Source organism: Nocardia puris (assembly GCF_036051655.1).
GTDB lineage: Bacteria > Actinomycetota > Actinomycetes > Mycobacteriales > Mycobacteriaceae > Nocardia > Nocardia puris.
Window position 1 is genome coordinate 1,418,311 of sequence record NZ_CP107943.1, and the last position, 18,048, is coordinate 1,436,358.

The 18,048-nt window shown below is 70.5% G+C and carries 13 protein-coding genes; 7 read left to right on the forward strand and 6 right to left on the reverse strand.

Annotated elements, in window-relative coordinates; all coding sequences use genetic code 11:
• Window positions 1-6 precede the first annotated feature (6 nt).
• On the reverse strand, window positions 7-774 hold the full coding sequence (locus OHB21_RS06250) for a sulfite exporter TauE/SafE family protein (RefSeq protein WP_067507776.1): 768 nt from the start codon (window positions 772-774) through the stop codon (window positions 7-9).
• A gap of 422 nt (window positions 775-1,196) precedes the next feature.
• On the opposite strand from OHB21_RS06250, the gene leuA reads away from it, so the two are divergent.
• The gene (gene leuA, locus OHB21_RS06255) at window positions 1,197-2,993 is read left to right on the forward strand and encodes a 2-isopropylmalate synthase (RefSeq protein WP_195126156.1); all 1,797 of its coding nucleotides are present in this window, start codon (window positions 1,197-1,199) and stop codon (window positions 2,991-2,993) included.
• Between the two features lie 242 nt (window positions 2,994-3,235).
• Here leuA and OHB21_RS06260 read toward each other — a convergent pair whose 3' ends face one another.
• Complete coding sequence (locus tag OHB21_RS06260) at window positions 3,236-3,376, reverse strand: hypothetical protein (protein WP_157115823.1); 141 nt, start codon at window positions 3,374-3,376, stop codon at window positions 3,236-3,238.
• Window positions 3,377-3,547: 171 nt separating this feature from the next.
• On the opposite strand from OHB21_RS06260, the gene OHB21_RS06265 reads away from it, so the two are divergent.
• The 5 genes from OHB21_RS06265 (at window position 3,548) to OHB21_RS06285 (ending at window position 10,911) form a co-directional block, all read left to right on the forward strand.
• Window positions 3,548-5,251: a MinD/ParA family ATP-binding protein gene (locus tag OHB21_RS06265; RefSeq protein ID WP_232331713.1), complete on the forward strand. Its 1,704-nt coding sequence runs from the start codon at window positions 3,548-3,550 to the stop codon at window positions 5,249-5,251.
• 543 nt (window positions 5,252-5,794) lie between these two features.
• A complete protein-coding gene (locus OHB21_RS06270; RefSeq protein WP_195126155.1) occupies window positions 5,795-7,495 on the forward strand; it encodes a hydroxysqualene dehydroxylase in 1,701 nt (566 codons plus the stop codon).
• A gap of 216 nt (window positions 7,496-7,711) precedes the next feature.
• Window positions 7,712-8,932, forward strand: coding sequence for a Mur ligase family protein (locus tag OHB21_RS06275; RefSeq protein ID WP_195126187.1), 1,221 nt, complete (start codon window positions 7,712-7,714; stop codon window positions 8,930-8,932).
• Window positions 8,925-9,635 (forward strand): type 1 glutamine amidotransferase, encoded by a 711-nt coding sequence (locus OHB21_RS06280; protein WP_067507788.1) that lies wholly within the window; start codon window positions 8,925-8,927, stop codon window positions 9,633-9,635. The genes OHB21_RS06275 and OHB21_RS06280 overlap by 8 nt, the downstream gene beginning before the upstream one ends.
• 115 nt (window positions 9,636-9,750) lie before the next feature.
• Window positions 9,751-10,911: a Fic family protein gene (locus tag OHB21_RS06285; protein WP_067507790.1), complete on the forward strand. Its 1,161-nt coding sequence runs from the start codon at window positions 9,751-9,753 to the stop codon at window positions 10,909-10,911.
• Between the two features lie 140 nt (window positions 10,912-11,051).
• On the opposite strand, the gene OHB21_RS06290 is transcribed toward OHB21_RS06285, so the two are convergent.
• Window positions 11,052-12,032, reverse strand: a complete 981-nt coding sequence (locus OHB21_RS06290; RefSeq protein WP_113975361.1) for an EamA family transporter — start codon at window positions 12,030-12,032, stop codon at window positions 11,052-11,054.
• A 111-nt stretch (window positions 12,033-12,143) separates the two neighbouring features.
• Between OHB21_RS06290 and OHB21_RS06295 the strand changes: the two genes are divergently transcribed.
• Window positions 12,144-13,058 (forward strand): LysR family transcriptional regulator, encoded by a 915-nt coding sequence (locus tag OHB21_RS06295; protein ID WP_195126186.1) that lies wholly within the window; start codon window positions 12,144-12,146, stop codon window positions 13,056-13,058.
• Between the two features lie 60 nt (window positions 13,059-13,118).
• Here the strand turns inward: OHB21_RS06295 and OHB21_RS06300 are convergent, their stop codons facing one another.
• From OHB21_RS06300 to OHB21_RS06310, 3 genes are read right to left on the reverse strand one after another with little or no spacing between them, the layout of a single operon-like run.
• Window positions 13,119-14,210, reverse strand: a complete 1,092-nt coding sequence (locus OHB21_RS06300) for a zinc-binding metallopeptidase family protein (RefSeq protein WP_067507796.1) — start codon at window positions 14,208-14,210, stop codon at window positions 13,119-13,121.
• A gap of 6 nt (window positions 14,211-14,216) precedes the next feature.
• Entirely contained in the window at window positions 14,217-15,131 is a 915-nt protein-coding gene (locus OHB21_RS06305) for a transglutaminase family protein (protein ID WP_067507798.1), read from the reverse strand.
• Complete coding sequence (locus OHB21_RS06310) at window positions 15,128-18,001, reverse strand: circularly permuted type 2 ATP-grasp protein (RefSeq protein ID WP_067507800.1); 2,874 nt, start codon at window positions 17,999-18,001, stop codon at window positions 15,128-15,130. The genes OHB21_RS06305 and OHB21_RS06310 overlap by 4 nt, the downstream gene beginning before the upstream one ends.
• Window positions 18,002-18,048: the final 47 nt, after the last annotated feature.

Here is an 18,048-nt window from a genome sequence, read left to right on the forward strand (position 1 = left end):
GATGGGCTAGGTCGTCAGCAGCCGGATCACCGCGATGGTGCCGACGATCACGATCACCGCGCGCAGCACGTTCGGCGGCATCCGCCTGCCCATCCGCGCGCCGAGCTGGCCGCCGACGATGGAGCCCGCCGCGATCAGCGCGACCGCCTGCCAGTCCACGTCGGCGATGACGATGAAGATCGCCGCCGACACCGCGTTGACGATCAGCGCCAGCACGTTCTTCACGCCGTTGAGCCGCTGGATGTCCTCGTGCACGAACACCCCGAGCAGGCCGATCAGCAGCACGCCCTGCGCCGCGCCGAAATACCCGCCGTAGATGCCGGTGGCGTAGACCAGCACGAACAGGATCGGGCCGCCGTGCGCGGGGGCGGGCGCGTCGTCCTGCTCGCGCCGGCGCTTGACCCAGGCCGACAGTCGCGGCTGCACCACCACGAGCACCAGCGCGGCGATGATCAGCACCGGCACGATCGCCTTGAAGGCGCCCGGCGGCAGCGTCAGCAGCAGCACCGCGCCGGTGATGCCGCCCAGCAGGGAGGCCGTGCCCAGCTGCAGCAACCGGTGGCGCTGCCCCTCGAGTTCGCGGCGGTAGCCGATCACACCGCTCACCGAGCCCGGCACCAGGCCGATGGTGTTGGACACGTTCGCCGTCACCGGCGGCAGCCCGAAGGCCAGCAGCACCGGGAACGTGATGAGCGTCCCCGAGCCGACGATGGTGTTGATGCCGCCCGCGGCGACGCCCGCGCCGAGCACGGCGAGTTGTTCGAGCCAGGTCATGCTGTGTCCTTCTGTGCCTGCCCGAGGGGCCCTCCGTGGTTACGCAAGCTGCCTCCTCCGCGCCCTGACTCGGCCAGGCAGGTCCTTCTGTGCCTGCCCGAGGGCCCAGCGCGAGGTGGGCCAGCCGCCACCGCCGGGCCCCGACTCGGTCACGCGGTCAGGTCCTCTTACGTCCCGTCGGACCCCAGCGGCCCGTACAAGCGTTCAGTTCGTAGGGCACGCTAGCCCCCACCCGGCGACCCGCCCGCAATCAGGACCGGACTGTCGGGGTGGTGCGGTCGCGCGGTAAGCTGTCGGCCATCATGCAGCGGGCACTTCTTCTCGGCCGCCGCGACGGGGTCTGATCGGACCGGCTCCCGTCGCGGGGTTTCGCCGTGCCGGTCGACCCACCTTGGGATTCCACCACACCCTGGAGAATTGCAATGTCCCCCGCTGACGCCTACGTATCCGGTTCGCGCACCATCACCGCGCCCAGCAAACCGGCACCGGCCGACCAGGCCGCTTGGAACAAGCAGCGCGACTCGTCCATGCCTGCCTTCCGCTACCGCCCCTTCGCCGAAGAGGTCGAGCCGATCACGCTGCCCGACCGCACCTGGCCCGACAAGGTCATCGACCGCGCGCCCGGCTGGTGCGCCGTGGACCTGCGCGACGGCAATCAGGCCCTGATCGACCCGATGAGCCCCGCCCGCAAGCGCCGCATGTTCGACCTGCTGGTGCGGATGGGCTACAAGGAGATCGAGGTCGGCTTTCCCTCGGCCAGCCAGACCGACTTCGACTTCGTCCGCGAGATCATCGAGGACGGCGCGATCCCCGACGACGTCACCATCCAGGTGCTGACCCAGTGTCGCGCCGAGTTGATCGAGCGCACCTTCGAGGCGTGCGCGGGCGCGGCCAACGTGATCGTGCACTTCTACAACTCGACCTCCATCCTGCAGCGGCGCGTGGTGTTCCGCGCCGACCGCGAGCAGGTGAAGAAGATCGCCACCGACGCGGCCGCCCTGTGCCTGGAGGTGGAGAAGCGCTACCCCGACACGAACTGGCGCTACGAGTACAGCCCGGAGTCCTACACCGGCACCGAGCTGGAGTACGCCAAGGACGTGTGCGACGCGGTCTCGGCGATCATCGCGCCGACGCCCGACAAGCCGCTGATCATCAACCTGCCCGCCACCGTCGAGATGGCCACGCCCAACGTGTACGCCGACTCCATCGAGTGGATGAGCCGCAACCTGGCCCGCCGCGAGTCCATCGTGCTGTCGCTGCACCCGCACAACGACCGCGGTACCGCCGTGGCCGCCGCCGAACTGGGCTACCAGGCGGGCGCGGACCGCATCGAGGGCTGCCTGTTCGGCAACGGTGAGCGCACCGGCAACGTCTGCCTGGTCACGCTGGGCATGAATCTGTTCTCGCGCGGCGTGGACCCGCAGATCAACTTCTCCGACATCGACGAGATCCGCCGCACCGTCGAGTACTGCAACCAGCTGCCCGTGCACGAGCGCCACCCCTACGGCGGCGATCTGGTGTACACCGCGTTCTCCGGCAGCCACCAGGACGCCATCAACAAGGGTCTGGACGCGATGAAGGCCGCCGCCGACGCGCAGGACGCCGACGTGGCCGACATCGTGTGGGAGGTGCCCTACCTGCCCATCGACCCGAAGGACGTGGGCCGCACCTACGAGGCCGTGATCCGGGTGAACTCGCAGTCCGGCAAGGGCGGCGTGGCCTACATCATGAAGACCGACCACGGCCTGGTGCTGCCGCGCCGGCTGCAGATCGAGTTCTCGCAGGCGATCCAGCAGCTGACCGACGGCGAGGGCGGCGAGGTCACCCCGAAGGAGATGTGGGACGTCTTCCACGAGGAGTACCTGGCCCCGGTCACGCCGCTGGAGCGGATGCGCCAGAAGGTGACCGCCTCGGAGACCGACGGCGGCGAGGACCAGATCACCGCGGTGGTGAAGGTCGACGGCGTGGAGCAGGAGATCTCCGGGCGCGGCAACGGCCCGCTGGCGGCGTTCGTCGACGCGCTCGGCACCGTCGGGTACGACGTGCGGGTGCTGGACTACTCCGAGCACGCCATGTCGGCCGGTGACGACGCCCAGGCCGCGGCCTACGTGGAGTGCGCCATCGGCGACAAGGTCGTGTGGGGCGTGGGCATCGCCACCTCCATCACCACGGCGTCACTGCGCGCGGTGGTGTCGGCGGTCAACCGGGCGGCGGGGTAGATCCCTTCCGGCCGAATCGTTTTCGGCATCGACGGCGCGGGTGATGCGTCACCCGCGCCGTCGGCGTTCGTGGAGAGAATGAGCGAAACCGGGGTTCACCGAACACCCCGCTCCGCCGTACCGCTCGCTACCGAGGCGACCTCGACCGCACCTGCGGCAGTGGGCGAAAGCTCGCGCACGAGTGGCCCGGTCGCGGCGGGCTACGAGTCGTTCTCGGTGGTCGGGATCTCGGCGGGTGCGCCCTACTCCTGCGCGCTGGCCGCCCCGGCCCCCGACCGGGTGCGCGCCGTCGCCATCGCGAGCGGGCTCGCCAGGTGGACGGCGACGACCACGCGCCGGGGACGGAGATCGGCGCGGCCGTCTTCCGGTACCTGGCTCGGCATTCGTAGCCGATCCGCCGCCCGTTTCGAGAAGGTTCCGGCGCGAGCACCCGTCCCGGGCCGGTCACACCGTGGGTCTCGGCACGACCTGCGCGGTCGTTTGCTGACCTGCTAGCGTTGGTTTGCACGCAAGCGCCGAGCTCTCTGCTCGAATCCCGGGCAGATGGGGGAACTGTGACAAACAACGACCACAATCCGACCTCTCCGCCGTGGCTCCAGAGCCATCCGGTGGACACGGCCGAACCCTCCGCATCGCATGCGGCGCAGGACGAACAGCGCGACGCGCAACCCGCCGAGGTCGCGTCGCAGCCGGGCGCGCCCGAGGCCGGTGGGGAACAGCCCGCCGCGCCCGAGCCCGCCGCCTGGCTGCCGCCGGAGCCCCCGGGTGACCCGAGCGCCGGCTTCGCGCCACCGCCCGGTCCCGTGGACCCCTCCGGCTATCCGCCCGGCTTCGCACCGCCGGGCGGTCCCGTGCCGTCCCCGCCGGGGCCGTGGAACACCGGACAGTTCCCGCAGCAGGGGCCGCAGGGGCAGTTCTCGCCCGACCAGCAGCTTCCCCCGCCGCCCGGCGAGCCCGGCGGCGCGCCGTACGGCGAATACCGGCAGGAGATAGGGCCCGACGGCCTGGTCCGCCGGGTGTCGCACGACGGGCCGGATCAGGGCCCCGCGCAGGACAATCCGAACGGTCCCATCTACAGCTGGGCCCCGCCGCCTCCGCCCGCGCAACCGATGCCGCCGCAGCAGCCGATGTATCAGGAGCCGCAGGGCGCGCCGGATCACGGCCAGCCCTGGCAGAGTGGTCCGCCCCCGCAGCAGCCCGGTTTCGAGCCCCCGCAGCAGCAGGGGTTCGCGCCGCAGCAGCAGTACCAGCCGCCGCAGCAGCACGGCTTCCAGCCGCAGCACATGCCGCAGCCGGGGCAGCAGCCCGGTTCGGTGAACGATCTGAACCTGTTGAAGCGGGCGCGCCGCGCGCCGCGCAGCGGGTGGCGCCGAGCCGTGCACAAGGCGTCCGGCGGCATGATCAACCCCGGCGAGTCGGCGGCCGACGTCGTCTACCGGGACCTGGTCGACCGCGTCAACCAGCCGGTGCGCGGCGACTACCGGATCGCGATCCTCTCGCTGAAGGGCGGTGTCGGCAAGACCACCACCACGGTCGGCCTGGGCTCCACCTTCTCCTCGCTGCGCGGTGACCGCGTCATCGCCATCGACGCCAACCCCGACCTGGGCACCCTCGCCCACCGGGTGCCGCGCCAGACCCGCTCCACCGTGCGCAACCTGCTCGAGGACACCCACATCTCGCGCTACTCCGATGTGCGGGCGCACACCTCGCAGGCGCCGAGCCGCCTGGAAGTGCTTGCCTCCGAACAGGATCCGGCGGTCTCCGAGGCGTTCAGCGAAGCCGATTACCGCAAGGCGATCAGCATCCTGCAGTCCTTCTACAACATCATCCTCACCGACTGCGGCACCGGCCTGATGCACTCGGCGATGTCGGGCGTGCTGGATATGGCCAGCGCCCTGGTGCTGGTCACCTCCCCCGCCATCGACGGCGCCCGCTCCGCCTCGGCCACCCTGGACTGGCTCGACCACCACGGCTACGGCAAGCTCGTCGAGCGCACCGTGGTGGTGGTCAACGCCTCCCGCCGCGGCGCCTCCACCGTCGACCTGGACCAGCTCCGCAAGCTGTTCCTCGACCGCACCCGCGCCGTCCAGGTCGTCCCCTTCGACGACCACCTCGCCGAAGGCGCCGAAATCGACCTGGAACTGGTGAGCAAACCCACCCGCCGCGCCCTGCTCGAACTGGCCGCCATGGTCGCCGACGACTTCGGCTTCGTCGGCGCCCAGCAATACCAGGGTCCGGGGCCGGTCGGCCCGCGCTGATCGAAAACCGCCGGGGCGCAGGGGATTTCGCGCCCCGGCGGGCCAGGTCCGTGATTCACCGCGCAGGGTCGCCGGGTGGCACGAACGATCACACCCCGAGTAGACTTGTCTGCGGGCCTGTCTCGCTGGTTCCGCTGCTGCACAAGGGCACAAGCGAGTAGAGGCCAGGGAGTCTGCGCGTAGCAAGTACGCATGAAGCGGCACGAGTTCGCCGGCGAGTCAGTTCGGGCGGCCGGTACGCTCGCCGCGCAGGCGCCTACCTCGAATCCCCCAAGGCCCCAGAACATGCCAGGTTCCCCCTGCAAGTTTCGAGAAGTGGCGCGCGCATCGGGCGGGCGAGGGTTAGGCTCCCCGGGATGCCCATGGTGCGGCTGGGGCTGGAGTGGACCGGTCGCGGTGCCGTGCGGGGCGGGTGGGATGGCTCCGAGCAGGCGCTTTACAGTGGGTCGGCGAGATCAACGGTGTGGCGAAGGCTGGGCGGCGGAAGTGCGAGATCAGCGGTTGGCCGTGTCGCGGAGGACGGTACTCCGGGGTACGGCGGCGATGGGGGCGGCGCTGACGGCCGCCTCGCTCGGCTCGGCGACGGCGGCGGCCGCCCCCGGTAGACGCGTGGCGGTGCTCGGCGGCGGTGTCGCGGGACTCACCGCGGCGCACGAACTGGCCGAGCGCGGCTTCGAGGTCACGGTCTACGAGCGACGCGCCCTGGGCGGCAAGGCCCGCAGCATTCCGGTGCCGGGCAGCGGGCGCGACGGCCGCCCCGACCTCCCGGGCGAGCACGGGTTCCGCTTCTTTCCCGGCTTCTACCAACACATTCCGGACACCATGCGGCGAATTCCGTTCGGCGGCAATCCCGATGGTGTGTGGAACAACCTGATCGGCGTGCCGGAAGCCCGTTTCTCCCGCCTCGACGGCGACGACTTCCGCGTCCCCCTCGGTATGCGCGCCCGCCCCGAACCCACGCCCGACGCGCTGCGCGAAACCCTCGGCGCCGGCATCGCGACCGCCCTGCGGATGCCGATGTCGGAGGGGCTGTGGTTCGCCAACCGGCTGCTGGTCTTCAACACCAGCTGCGACGCCCGCCGCTTCGGCCAGTGGGAGTACCTGTCCTGGCGCGACTACGTGGGCAGCCGCGACCGTTCGCACGAGTTCCGCGCGCTCATCTCGCGCACCCTCACCAGCATCATGGTCGCCGCGAAGGACAACCTCGCCAGTGTGCGCACCATCGGCAACATGGGAGAGCAGTTCCTCGGCAACCCGTTCGAGGTGGGCAACGACGGCGCGCTGGACCGCGTGCTCACCGGCCCCACCAACGAGGCGTGGATCGACCCGTGGGCCGAGCGGTTACGTGCGCTGGGCGTGCGGTTCGTGCTGGGCGCGGATGTGCGCGGGCTCGAAATGCGGGACGGCCGTGTGGTTTCGGCGCGCGTGGTGCGCGGCGGCGCGGCCGAGAACGTCGACGCCGACTACTTCGTGGTGGCGTTGGCGGCCGAACAGGCGCGGCTGCTGTGGTCGCCCGCGCTGCTCGAGGCGTGGCCCGAATTGTCGGGCATGGAACGGCTTTTCGTGGACTGGATGACGGGAATGCAGTTCTACCTGCGCCGTTCGCCCGTGCTGTCGCAGGGACACGTCGCCTATATCGACTCGCCGTGGTCGCTCACCTCGATCAGCCAGAACCAGCTGTGGACGCGCAAGCTGCCCGACTACGGCGACGGCGGCGTGCAGGACTGCCTCTCGGTGGACATCTCCGACTGGCACACCCCCGGCATCCTGTATCGCAAGCCCGCGATCGAGTGCACCCACGACGAAATCGCCCGCGAGGTGTGGGCGCAGCTGAAAGCCCACCTCAACGACCGCGGCGACCTGCTGCGCGACGACGACCTGCACTCCTGGTTCCTCGACCCGGCGATCGTCTGGCACCCCGACCGCGGTCGCAACACCAACGACGATCCGCTGCTCATCAACACCGCCGGCTCCTGGGACCTGCGCCCCGCACCGCACGGCGGGGTGACCAACCTGTTCCTCGCGGGCGACTACGTGCGTACGAACGTGGATCTGGCCACGATGGAGGGCGCGAACGAGTCGGCGCGCGCCGCGGTGAACGCGCTGCTCGATGTCGCGGGCTCGGACGCCCCGCGCTGCCGCACGTTCACGCTGTATCGCGCCGCCGAACTCGAGCCGTTCCGCCAGCTGGACGTGCAGCGCTACGCGGCGGGCGAGCCGAATCTCTTCGACGTGGAGTTCTGATCGCCCGCCGGGCACCATTCATGGGATGTAAGTCCGTGGGCGCATCCTGAAGGAGGACGATCCCCGACGTCCCTGCCTCGCTCGAGGAGATGGAGCGCGCCTACACCCTGGAGAACTTCCGCAAGCGGTTGTACTAGGGGTGTGAGCGGCCCGACCCCGGCTGTCGGCACACGCCGGGGGACCCGCACATAGACTCTCGGCGTGGCGAAGATATCGATGCGTGGGCGGATCGCCCTGCGCGCCGCGGCGACAGCGTCGTGGGCGTCGCAGAAGGCGGGCCGCGGCAAGGGTTCGATGATCGGCGGGCTGATCGCGCTGAAGATCGATCCGACGATCATGGAACAGCTCGGCCGCGACCGCCGGACGGTGCTCATCACCGGCACCAACGGCAAGTCCACCACCACGCGCATGACCACGGCGGCGCTGAGCACGCTGGGCCAGGTCGCCACCCAGGCCGACGGCGCCAACATGGACGCGGGCATCGTGGCCGCGCTGAGCGCGCACCCCGGCGTGGCGCTGGCCGCCATCGAGGTGGACGAACTGCACCTGCCGCACGTGAGCGACGCGCTGAACCCGGCCGGGGTGGTGCTGCTGAACCTCAGCCGCGACCAGTTGGACCGGGTGGGCGAGATCAACATGATCGAGCGCAGGCTGCGGGCGGGGCTGGCACGCCACCCCGAGACCGTGGTGGTCGCCAACTGCGACGACGTGCTGGTCACCTCGATCGCCTACGACCATCCGAACGTGGTGTGGGTGGCGGCGGGCAGCGGCTGGGCCGTCGACGCCACGAGTTGTCCGCGCAGCGGCGAGCCGATCCTCTGGGAAGGCGAGCACTGGTACAGCACCGGCACGGATTTCCAACGGCCGCAACCGGATTGGTGGCTGGAAGGTACCGACCTGGTCGGGCCGGGCGGTGACCGCCACCACCTCGAACTGGCGCTGCCGGGCCGTGCCAATCGCGGCAACGCGGCCCAGGCGGTGGCGGCCTCCGTCGCGTTGGGCGCCGACGCCGCCAAGGCCGTCGCGGCCGCCGGGACCGTGCGCGAGATCGCGGGCCGCTACCGCACCGTGCAGGTCGGCAAGCATTCCGCGCGGCTGCTGCTGGCGAAGAATCCGGCGGGCTGGCAGGAGGCGCTGTCGATGATCGAGCCGACCGCGGCCGGTCTCGTCATCGCCGTGAACGGGCAGGTGCCCGACGGTGAGGACCTGTCCTGGCTGTGGGATGTGCGTTTCGAGCACTTCGAGGGCGTGCAGGTGGTGGCCTCGGGCGAGCGCGCCACCGACCTCGCGGTGCGCCTCACCTACGCGGGTGTCGAGCACACCACGGTGGCGAATCCGTTGCGCGCCATCGCTTCCTGCCCGCCCGGACGGGTGGAAGTGCTCGCCAACTACACCGCGTTCCGCGACCTCAACCGCGACTTGGAGAATCATGGGTGACTCGACCGTTCGGATCGGCCTGGTCCTGCCCGATGTGATGGGCACCTACGGTGACGGCGGCAACGCGCTCGTGCTGCGCCAGCGGCTGCGGATGCGCGGGTACGACGCCGAGATCGTCGAAATCACCCTGCCCGACCCGGTTCCCAACTCCCTCGACCTCTACACCCTCGGCGGCGCGGAGGATTCGGCGCAGCGCCTGGCCACGCGCCACCTCCAGCGGTACCCCGGTTTGCAGGAAGCGGCCGCGAAAGGCGCTCCGGTGCTTGCCATTTGCGCCGCGATCCAGGTGCTGGGTAACTGGTACGAAACCTCGTCCGGCGAGCGCGTGGACGGTGTGGGCATGCTCGACGTCACCACCTCGCCCCAGAAGACCCGCTCCATCGGCGAAGTCACCACGACACCGCTCATCGACGGGCTCACCGCGCCGCTGACAGGCTTCGAAAACCACCGGGGCGGAACGACTCTCGGCGCCTCGGCCAAGGGGTTGGCCCGCGTCACGCGCGGCGTCGGCAACGGAGTGGGCGACAGTCTCGAAGGGGCAGTGCAGGGTTCCGTCATCGGCACCTACATGCACGGCCCCGCCCTGGCCCGCAACCCCGAACTCGCCGACCTGCTGCTCTCCCGAGCACTCGGCGTGGACTCCCTGGCCCCCCTCGACCTGCCCGAGGTGGACCAACTCCGCCGCGAACGCCTCCGCGCCTGAGAGCCGGCCGACCTTCTCCTACGCGTTGTGCTACTCGAGTAGCATTCATCGTCGTTTGTGCTACTTTTCAGCCGTAAAGTAGCACAAACGACGGTCGGTGCGGGGTGAGTAGCAGATGCGGATCGAGGACTTCGGCCCCGGTCAGCGACCGTACGTCGTGCGAGCCGAGAACGGCTACCGGGCGTTCGTCCCGCCGTCGCTACCACCGGATCTGGCATTGCAGCCCGGTTTGGTGCGGAGGTTGTCGGGGGCCGACCGGGCAGTCGGCGAGCTGGCCGGATTGGGCCGTGGCCTGCCCAATCCCGAACTGTTCTGCCGGGCGCTCGTGCGACGTGAAGCGGTGCTGTCCAGTCGGATCGAAGGCACTCAGGCGTCGCTGTCCGACCTGGCGCTGTACGAGGCCGAGCAGCCACGCAGGTCCGAGGGCGACGTCCGGGAGGTATTCAACTATGTGCGGGCAACGGATCATGTGCTCGATCCGGATCGCCGACTTCCGCTGAGCCTGCCACTGCTGCGGGAAGCGCATCAGATCTTGCTGTCGGGCGTGCGAGGTGAGTACGCGACACCCGGGGACTTCCGCCGGACACAGAACTGGATCGGGCCACCCGGGTCCGTCATCGACAACGCAACTTATGTACCGCCGCCTCCGGAACAGATGTGGGATTGCCTGGTCGCTCTGGAGAAGTACCTCCACGCCGACGGTGTGCTTCCGCCGCTGCTGGCGATCGCCGCGGTGCATTATCAGTTCGAAGCGATTCGTCCATTTGTCGACGGCAACGGCCGTATCGGCCGCCTTCTGGCGGTGTTGCTACTGGTCGAGTGGGGATTGCTGCCGGGTCCACTCCTCGATTTGTCCGCCTACATCGAACCGCGTCGTGACCGGTACTACGACGGCCTGCTTCGCGTATCCACCGACGGTGATTGGCAGGGCTGGTTCGAGTTCTTCCTCGAAGTGATCGAAGAGCAAGCCCGCGACAGTCTGGCGCGCGCGATCCGTCTGGACGAACTCCGCACAGATCTGCGCCGACGGGTCGCGACCGCGCGCTCTTCCGGGCTGTTGCCACTGTTGGTGGACGAACTGTTCCGATCGCCGGTGATCGGTATCAACACCACGAAAGATGTTCTGGGAGTGACGCATCGGGCGGCGACCTTGAATCTGGAGAAGCTGGTCGCGGCAGGGATCCTGGTCGAGGTCACGCGGAGTCGAACCCGGTTGTTCGCCGCTCCGGAGATCATGGCCGTCATGAGCGACACACCGGCACGCGATATTCGCTGACCGGTGACACCGCACCCGGTCGCTACGGTGCTGCCCGGGTTCCGCCCGCGTCGGAGGCGTGGCCCGATACACGGCACCTGAACGGCTTCGACGGTGAGTACTACCGGCGCTCGCGAATACCCGCCCGACGCGACCTCGCGCTACGGGCGACTGGCCGCCCGTTCCAGATCGCCGATCCGGGACACCTCCGTGGGTGCCGCCGACGCGGCGGCACGATCGGGGCTACGACCATTCCCAGACTGCCTGACCCGCCCGCCCGTGGTCGCCACGAACGCGCCAGCGATCACGATCACTCCGCCGGCGAGTTGGAGGGCCGTGGGGTCTTCGTCGAGGACGGCCCAGGAGGCGGCTATGCCGACGATGGGGACGAGGAGGGAGAAGGGGGCTACGGTGCCGGCCGGGTAGCGGCTCATGAGGAAGGTCCACAGGCCCGAACCGATGACGGTGCCGAACACGACGATGTAGGCGAGGCCCGCCAGGGCGGGCCAGAAGGTGGACGCGGCAGTGTCAGCGAGGGCGCGCAGGCCGGTGGACGGGCCCTCGGTGAGCGCCGACAGGGCGAACAGCGGGAGCGGCGGGATCACGGTCATCCACAGGGTGAGGTGCAGGGGGTTGACGTCGCGACCGGTCGCGGCCAGGCGCGAGCCGATATTGCCGAAGGCCCAGCCGAGTCCGCCCGCCAACGTGAGCAGCAGCGGAAGCAACGGCGCGACGTGCATCCGGTCGGCGCCGATCACCACGATCCCGGTCACGGCCACGGCGAGGCCGCCCATCTGGGCCGGGCGCAGGCGTTCGCGCAGCAGCAGCGCGCCGAGCGCGACGGTGAACGGCGCGGAGGATTGCAGCACCAGGGAGGCGAGTCCGGTCGGCATCCCCTCGCGCATCGCGGTGAACAGGAACGCGAATTGCAGCACGCCGAAACCGGTGCCGTACAACAATAACCAGCGCGCGGGCACGCGCGGACGGGGCACGAACAGCAGCACGGGGACGGCGAGCACCGCGAAGCGCAGGGCCGCGAAGAACAGCGGCGGGAAGTGGTCGAGGCCGTAGCGGATGGCGAGGAAGTTCAGGCCCCAGAGCAGGACGACGGTCAGTCCGAGGAGGCGGTCGCGGTGGTTCACCCGTCCATCGTCGGATCGGTGAACCATCAGGACAATCGAATAATACTGTACTAATACTGTAGAAGTACTTCACCAATGGGAGGCGCGGTGCCCGCCGGATCCGGTCCGCCGATGTCGCTGGAGCGCCTGCGCGTGCTGCGCGAGTTCGCCGATCGCGGCACCATCGCGGCCGCGGCCGCCGCGCTGAACATGACGCCCTCGGCCGTGTCGCAGCAGCTCAAGACCCTGGCGCGGGAGGCGGGCGTGGCGCTGCTCGAACCCGACGGCCGCCGCATCCGGCTCACCGACGCCGGGCAGGCGCTGGTGGTGCGCGCCGACGAGGCGCTCGCCGCCATGGATCGCGCCGCCGCCGAGATGGCGCACTACCGCGGCTCGCCGCGCGGACGGGTGCGGGTGGCGCTGTTCCCGTCCGGCGCGGCGCTGCTACTGCCGCTGGTGCTGCCCGCGCTCGCGGGCGGCGACATCGACGTGATCGCCCGCGACGAGGACGTCCCGCCCAGCGGCGCGCCCGCCCTGCTGGCCGACTACGACATCGTGCTCACCCACCGTGACGAGCGCGCCAATCCCCTTGCGGGCCCGCGCATCACGTGCCACCCGCTGATGCGCGAGCCCATCGACGTGGTGGTGGCGCCGACCCATCGGCTGGCCGGGCAGACCTCGGTGGCCCCCGAGGAACTGGCCGACGAGACCTGGTTGAGCGTGCGCGGCGGGTTCCCCGTGGACGACGTGCTCGAGTCGATCGCCACGGTCACCGGAGTGCAGCCGCGAATAGCGCAGCGGCTCAACGACTTCCGCGTGATCGAGACGCTGGTGGCGGCGGACTACGGCGTGGCGCTCATGCCGCGGTTCGTGGTGGCCGACCCCGGCCTGGTGATGCTGCGGCTCTCCGGCGTGCGCGCGGCCCGCATCTACGAACTCGTCACCCGGCCCCGCGCCGAACGTCGTCCGGCCATCGCGACGGTGCTGGACGCGTTCCGCGCGGCGGCCGCGCAGGTCACCGAGCGCGACGAGCCGACGGCGAGCTGACCGTCGCCCCACGGCGGGCGGTCGGCATCCGTCGACGCCGCGTGACCGGACTCGCAGACCTCACCGCGTCGCTGACGCCGCGCACAAGTCGTGGACCAACCGCATCTTCTCCAGCACTCGGTCCGGCAGCACGAACGGGTACAGGTCCTGGTGACCCATCGAGCGGTTGATCATGTTCAGCGACCAGGCCAGCGGCAGCCAGAGCTCGATGATCTTGTCGAAGCCCGCGCGGCCGACCTGGGGCCGGTCCAGCGTGGCGCCCGCCGGCGCGAAGCCGAAAGCGGCGGCGGTGTCCAGGGTGTCGCGGATGTGCAGGTAGTGGGCGAAGGTCTCGGCCCAGTCCTCGGCGGCGTGCATGGTGGCGTAGGAGGAGACGTAGTCGTTCTCCCAGCCGGGCGGGGTGCCCTCGGAGTAGTGCCGGTCCAGCGCGGCCTGGTAGTCGGCGTCGGGGTCGCCGAACAGGTCGCGGAACCGGCGTGAGGCCTCGTCGTCGGCGACCAGGACGGTGAAGTAGTAGTGCCCGATCTCGTGGCGGAAGTGCCCGAGCAGCGTGCGGTACGGCTCGTCCATCTCGATGCGCAACTGTTCGCGGTGCGCGTCGTGCGCCTCGGCGAGATCGACGGTGATCACGCCGTTCTGGTGCCCGGTCATCACATTCTCCGACCAGCTCGACAGCAGGTCGAACGCGAGCCCGAACTCCGGATCGGCGTCGCGGCCGGTGATGGGCAGCCCGAGTTCGTCCAGCTCCATGATCAGCCTGCGCTTGGCCGCCTCGGCCTCGGCGAACGCCGCCAGTCCCGCGGTGTCGGAGTCGTGGGGCCTGGTCCTGGTGAGGCGGCAGGACTCGCACAGCACCGGGCCCGCGTTCGGATCCTGCGGGGGCGCGATCGCCTCCACGTCCTCGGTCTCGGCGGGCTCCGGCGTGGAAACCAGCCAATTGCACGCCGCCACATGGAGGTTGTCGCACAAACGGAACAGCCCGCCGTCCACCACACCGTTGCGGTGATCGACCGCGGCGTCGCCGGGGGGATCACCGATCACCACCAGCGCCCGCTGGGTGAGGCTGAATCCCAGGGGGCTGTTACACGAAAGGCAGACCGAGTTCTCGAAAGCCAGTTGCTGACCGCAGTTGGGACAAGAGAAATCGCGCACGCAGGTTCACACCTCCACCGGAGCGACGTCCACCGACACGGTAATGATGCTCTCCTTGGCGTCGGTGTAGATGATGCCACGCAGGGGCGGCACGTCCGCGTAGTCGCGACCCCACGCGACGGTCACGTAACGCTCGTCGGCGAACTGGTCGTTGGTGGGGTCGAAGCCGATCCAGTGACCGGTGCGGTCGCCCTGGTCCGGGCTCGGCAGCCAGACCGCCGCCCACGCGTGGGTGGCGTCGGCGCCGACCATGCGCTCCTTGCCGGGCGGCGGGTCGGTGGCCAGGTAGCCGGACACGTAGCGCGCCGCCAGACCGTGCGAGCGCAGGCAGGCCGCGCCGATCCTGGCGAAGTCCTGGCAGACGCCCTCGCGTGCGGCGAACACGTCGGCGACGCTGGTGGACACCGTCGTGGACCCGGACCGATACGTGAAATCGCGGTAGATGCGCGAGGTGAGCTCCCGCACCGCCTCCAGCAGCGGGCGGCCGGGGGTGAGTGATTCCGCCGCGTACGCGGTGACCTCGTCGGTGATCTCGGGTGGGCGCAGGTCCAGGGTGAACTCCACCGCGAACGGCCCGTTGGCGTGGGTCGGTCGCGCGGACTCCCACGGCAACCGGGCCAGACCGCCGGCGGGCAGGCCGGGCGGGTCCACCTCGACGGTCGACTCCGCGGTGACCACCAGTTCGCTGTGCTCGGCGGTGACGTGGAAGTACGAGGAGGTGTTGCCGTACACGTCGGCGCCGACGGAACGGTCCGACGGCACGGGTTCGATGTGGATGTCGTGATCGAGCAGCCGCTGACCGGCGAATTCGCGCGGGGTGAGGTAGGCGCGGCCGTACGAGCTGGAGACCTCGTCGGAATAGGAGTACGTGGTCCGGTGCACCACCCGGTACCGCCGGGTGGCGCCGTCGCCGCCGATCATTCGACCACCCGCGTGCTGCCCCACAGCGGTTGGATACCCACCGGCAGTGCGAGTTTCGTGGTCTCGAACGATTCCGAGACCTTCCGCAGCCGCAGGTGCACGCCGTCGAGGAGTTCGATCAGTTCGGTGCGCCGGCCCGCCTCGTCGGTGTGCTCGAGCTCGGCGGGGTCGACGCGGCGCAGCATGCGCTGGGCGTCGGCCAGGAGTCGTTGCGGGCGTGAGGATCCCGACGCGCCGGGCAAGGCCTGGAAGTCGGCCTCCAGCCGTTCCAGCTGATACGCCAGCGACCGGGGGTTGCCCGCGTCGAAGAGCAGCAGTCCGGCGACGGCGGCCAGCCGCACCGAATCCCGGTGCCTGCGGCGATAACTCACCGACGACTCCGCGGCCTGCAACACCGCTTCGATCACCACGCGCTGCGCCTCCGCCGGATAGGTTTCGGTGAGCGCGGCCGAGAGCAGCGCCGTGAGCCCGACGCCGCGCTCGATACGTTTGCCGATATCCATGACGTACCAACCGGTGTCGCGCACCAGCGACTCCGCGCCGATCCCCGACAGCGAGAGCAACGCGGCCAGCGTCAGCGAGTGCACCGCCGAGAGCGCGGCCTCCTGATCCCCTCCGGTGCCGCGATATTCGGCCAGCGCGCGGTCGACGGCGCTGAGGATCATCCAGGTGTCCTCGGAGAGCTGATCGCGCACCGCCCGCGCCGACGACCCGTAGCGGTCGATGGCGAAGGCGAGCGAGCCGGGCATGTCGCGATCGATCGTCAGGGCTTCGAGGTAGTCGTGGCCTTCGCGCGAGGCACCGGCGACGGCGGGCCAGATCGCGGAATGGGTTGCGGTGGAGGCGCTTCCGCCCGGAGCAGCGGCGCTCCCGGAAGCGCCGCCCGCGCCCACGGACGCGTCGGCCGCCCCGGCGATACCTGGCCGCTGATCGCCCGCACTCGCACGCGAGGGACCGGCACTTTCAGTGGACGTTTCGGTTTCCACACCCTCGCCCGCCGCGCGGTCACTCGCCGCCGCCTGCGCCTCCGGCATCGACGCGCGACGACGGCGCGGATCGGCCAGCACCGCGGGCGGGGCGGGGGTGACGCTCAACCGGGACAGCGCCGCCATGAGAACCGGGACCGCCTCGGCCCCTTCGAGCCACGGGCGATAGCGGTAGTCCTGGTAGCGGTCGTGGGTGGCGATGAGCAGGCGCGCCAGCGATTCGGCGCGTTCGGCGTAGCGGCCCATCCAGAACAGGTCGTTGAGCACGCGCGGGGAGCTGATCGCCTCCACCACCGGCGCGGCGCGGCGCGGCGCGCGATCCTCGTGCGGCGGTTCGGCACTCACGGCCGGGGAGGCGGCAGGGGCCGCGCGCACCCAGACGTCCTTGGCGGCCACCTTGATCACGCTGCGGGAGGGCTCGATCCGCTGGCGCAACTGTCCGAGCCCGCCCGCCATCGCCGTGTACCCGCCGCGCCGGGCCAGCGAGAACAACCGCATCCCGACGGGCGCGGCCGACAACCCGCCGTATCCGTGCACGGCCGGCGCCAGCGAGAACTGCGCGGGCTCCTGGCCGACCCACTTCCACCCTTCGGCCTCGATGCGCGCCCGCAGCTCCTCGCGCGCCTCGGCCGCGAGTTCCGGCCCGAACAGCGTCGCGCCGTCCACGGCGGAACGGAGGATCAACCGGTCCAGGTTCGCCAGCAGATGCGACCGCTGCGCGGCGTCACCGCCCCAGTACGAGGGCGCGCTCTCCAGCAGCAGTTCCTCGCCGAGCAGCGCCCGCGCGATCGCGGGCAGGAAACCGGGCAGCGCCGGGCTCTCCAGCAGTCCGCTGCCCAGCGTGTTCACCACCGTCACCGCGCCGCGCCGCAGCACCTCGACCAACCCGACCACGCCCAGATGCGAATCCGGCCGCAGATCCAGCGGATCGGAGAACTCGGCGTCCACGCGGCGCAGCACCACGTCGACCCGTTCCAGCGCGCCCAGCGACCGCATCCACAGCGACCCGTCGCGCACCACCAGATCCGCGCTCTCCACCAGCGGGAAACCCAGAGTCGCCGCGAGATAGGCCTGGTCGAACGCGGTTTCAGAGTGCACGCCCGGACTCAGCACCACCACGACCGGATCGTCCTCCGGCATCGGCGCCGACTCGATGAGCATCAGCCGCATGGCCCGCGCGAACGGGGTGAGCGGGCGCGGGTTGGAGTGCTCGAACGCCTCCGGAATCGCGGTGGACACCACGCGCCGGTCGGCCAGCGCGTACCCCGCGCCCGAGGGGGCCTGCGCCCAGTCGGCGATCGCGCGGAAGCGGCCGTCGCCCCACCGGCTGATATCGCAGGCGTGCAGGAACAGCTGGTGCCGTCCGGGGATCGTGATGCCGTGCGCCGCACGCACATAGCCGTCGTTGCCGAACACCACCTCCGGCGGCAGCAGCCCCGAGGTGAGGGTGCGGCGCGGGCCGTAGACGTCGGTGAGCACTTCGTCCAGCACGCGGGAGCGCTGCACCAGGCCGGCTTCCAGCCGGGTCCAGTCGTCGGCCGAGACCAGCAGCGGGATCGGGTCCAGCCGCCACGGCGTGGGCACCGCGGGATCGCCCGCGCCGACCTCGGTGTAGGTGATGCCGTCGTCCTCGATGAGTCTGCGCACCCGGGTGTCGAGCCTGCCCAGCCCCGCCGTGCCCAGTTCCACGAAATCGGCGCTCAGCTCCGACCACATGCGGCGCACCCGGCCGCCGGAGTCGACGAGTTCGTCGAAGTAGCCGCCCATCGGCCCGCCGCATTCGTCGTAGGCGCCGACCGCCCCGCCCTCGGCGCGATAGCGCGCGAACTGTTCGGCGATCTCGTCGCGCGCGCCCGTCATCGGTCGCGCCGCCTCGGCCACCATGCCGACCTCACCTCCGCCCCTTCACCCGCGCCCGGCGACGTCGACGC

Coding starts and splice junctions, on each gene's coding strand:
- OHB21_RS06260 (WP_157115823.1), bottom strand. CDS start 3,376: ATGCCGAGCCAGGTACCGGAAGACGGCCGCGCCGATCTCCGTCCCCGG.
- OHB21_RS06305 (WP_067507798.1), bottom strand. CDS start 15,131: ATGATCGGCGGCGACGGCGCCACCCGGCGGTACCGGGTGGTGCACCGG.
- OHB21_RS06270 (WP_195126155.1), top strand. CDS start 5,795: ATGGGGGCGGCGCTGACGGCCGCCTCGCTCGGCTCGGCGACGGCGGCG.
- leuA (WP_195126156.1), top strand. CDS start 1,197: ATGTCCCCCGCTGACGCCTACGTATCCGGTTCGCGCACCATCACCGCG.
- OHB21_RS06280 (WP_067507788.1), top strand. CDS start 8,925: ATGGGTGACTCGACCGTTCGGATCGGCCTGGTCCTGCCCGATGTGATG.
- OHB21_RS06295 (WP_195126186.1), top strand. CDS start 12,144: ATGTCGCTGGAGCGCCTGCGCGTGCTGCGCGAGTTCGCCGATCGCGGC.
- OHB21_RS06310 (WP_067507800.1), bottom strand. CDS start 18,001: ATGGTGGCCGAGGCGGCGCGACCGATGACGGGCGCGCGCGACGAGATC.
- OHB21_RS06250 (WP_067507776.1), bottom strand. CDS start 774: ATGACCTGGCTCGAACAACTCGCCGTGCTCGGCGCGGGCGTCGCCGCG.
- OHB21_RS06285 (WP_067507790.1), top strand. CDS start 9,751: ATGCGGATCGAGGACTTCGGCCCCGGTCAGCGACCGTACGTCGTGCGA.
- OHB21_RS06275 (WP_195126187.1), top strand. CDS start 7,712: ATGCGTGGGCGGATCGCCCTGCGCGCCGCGGCGACAGCGTCGTGGGCG.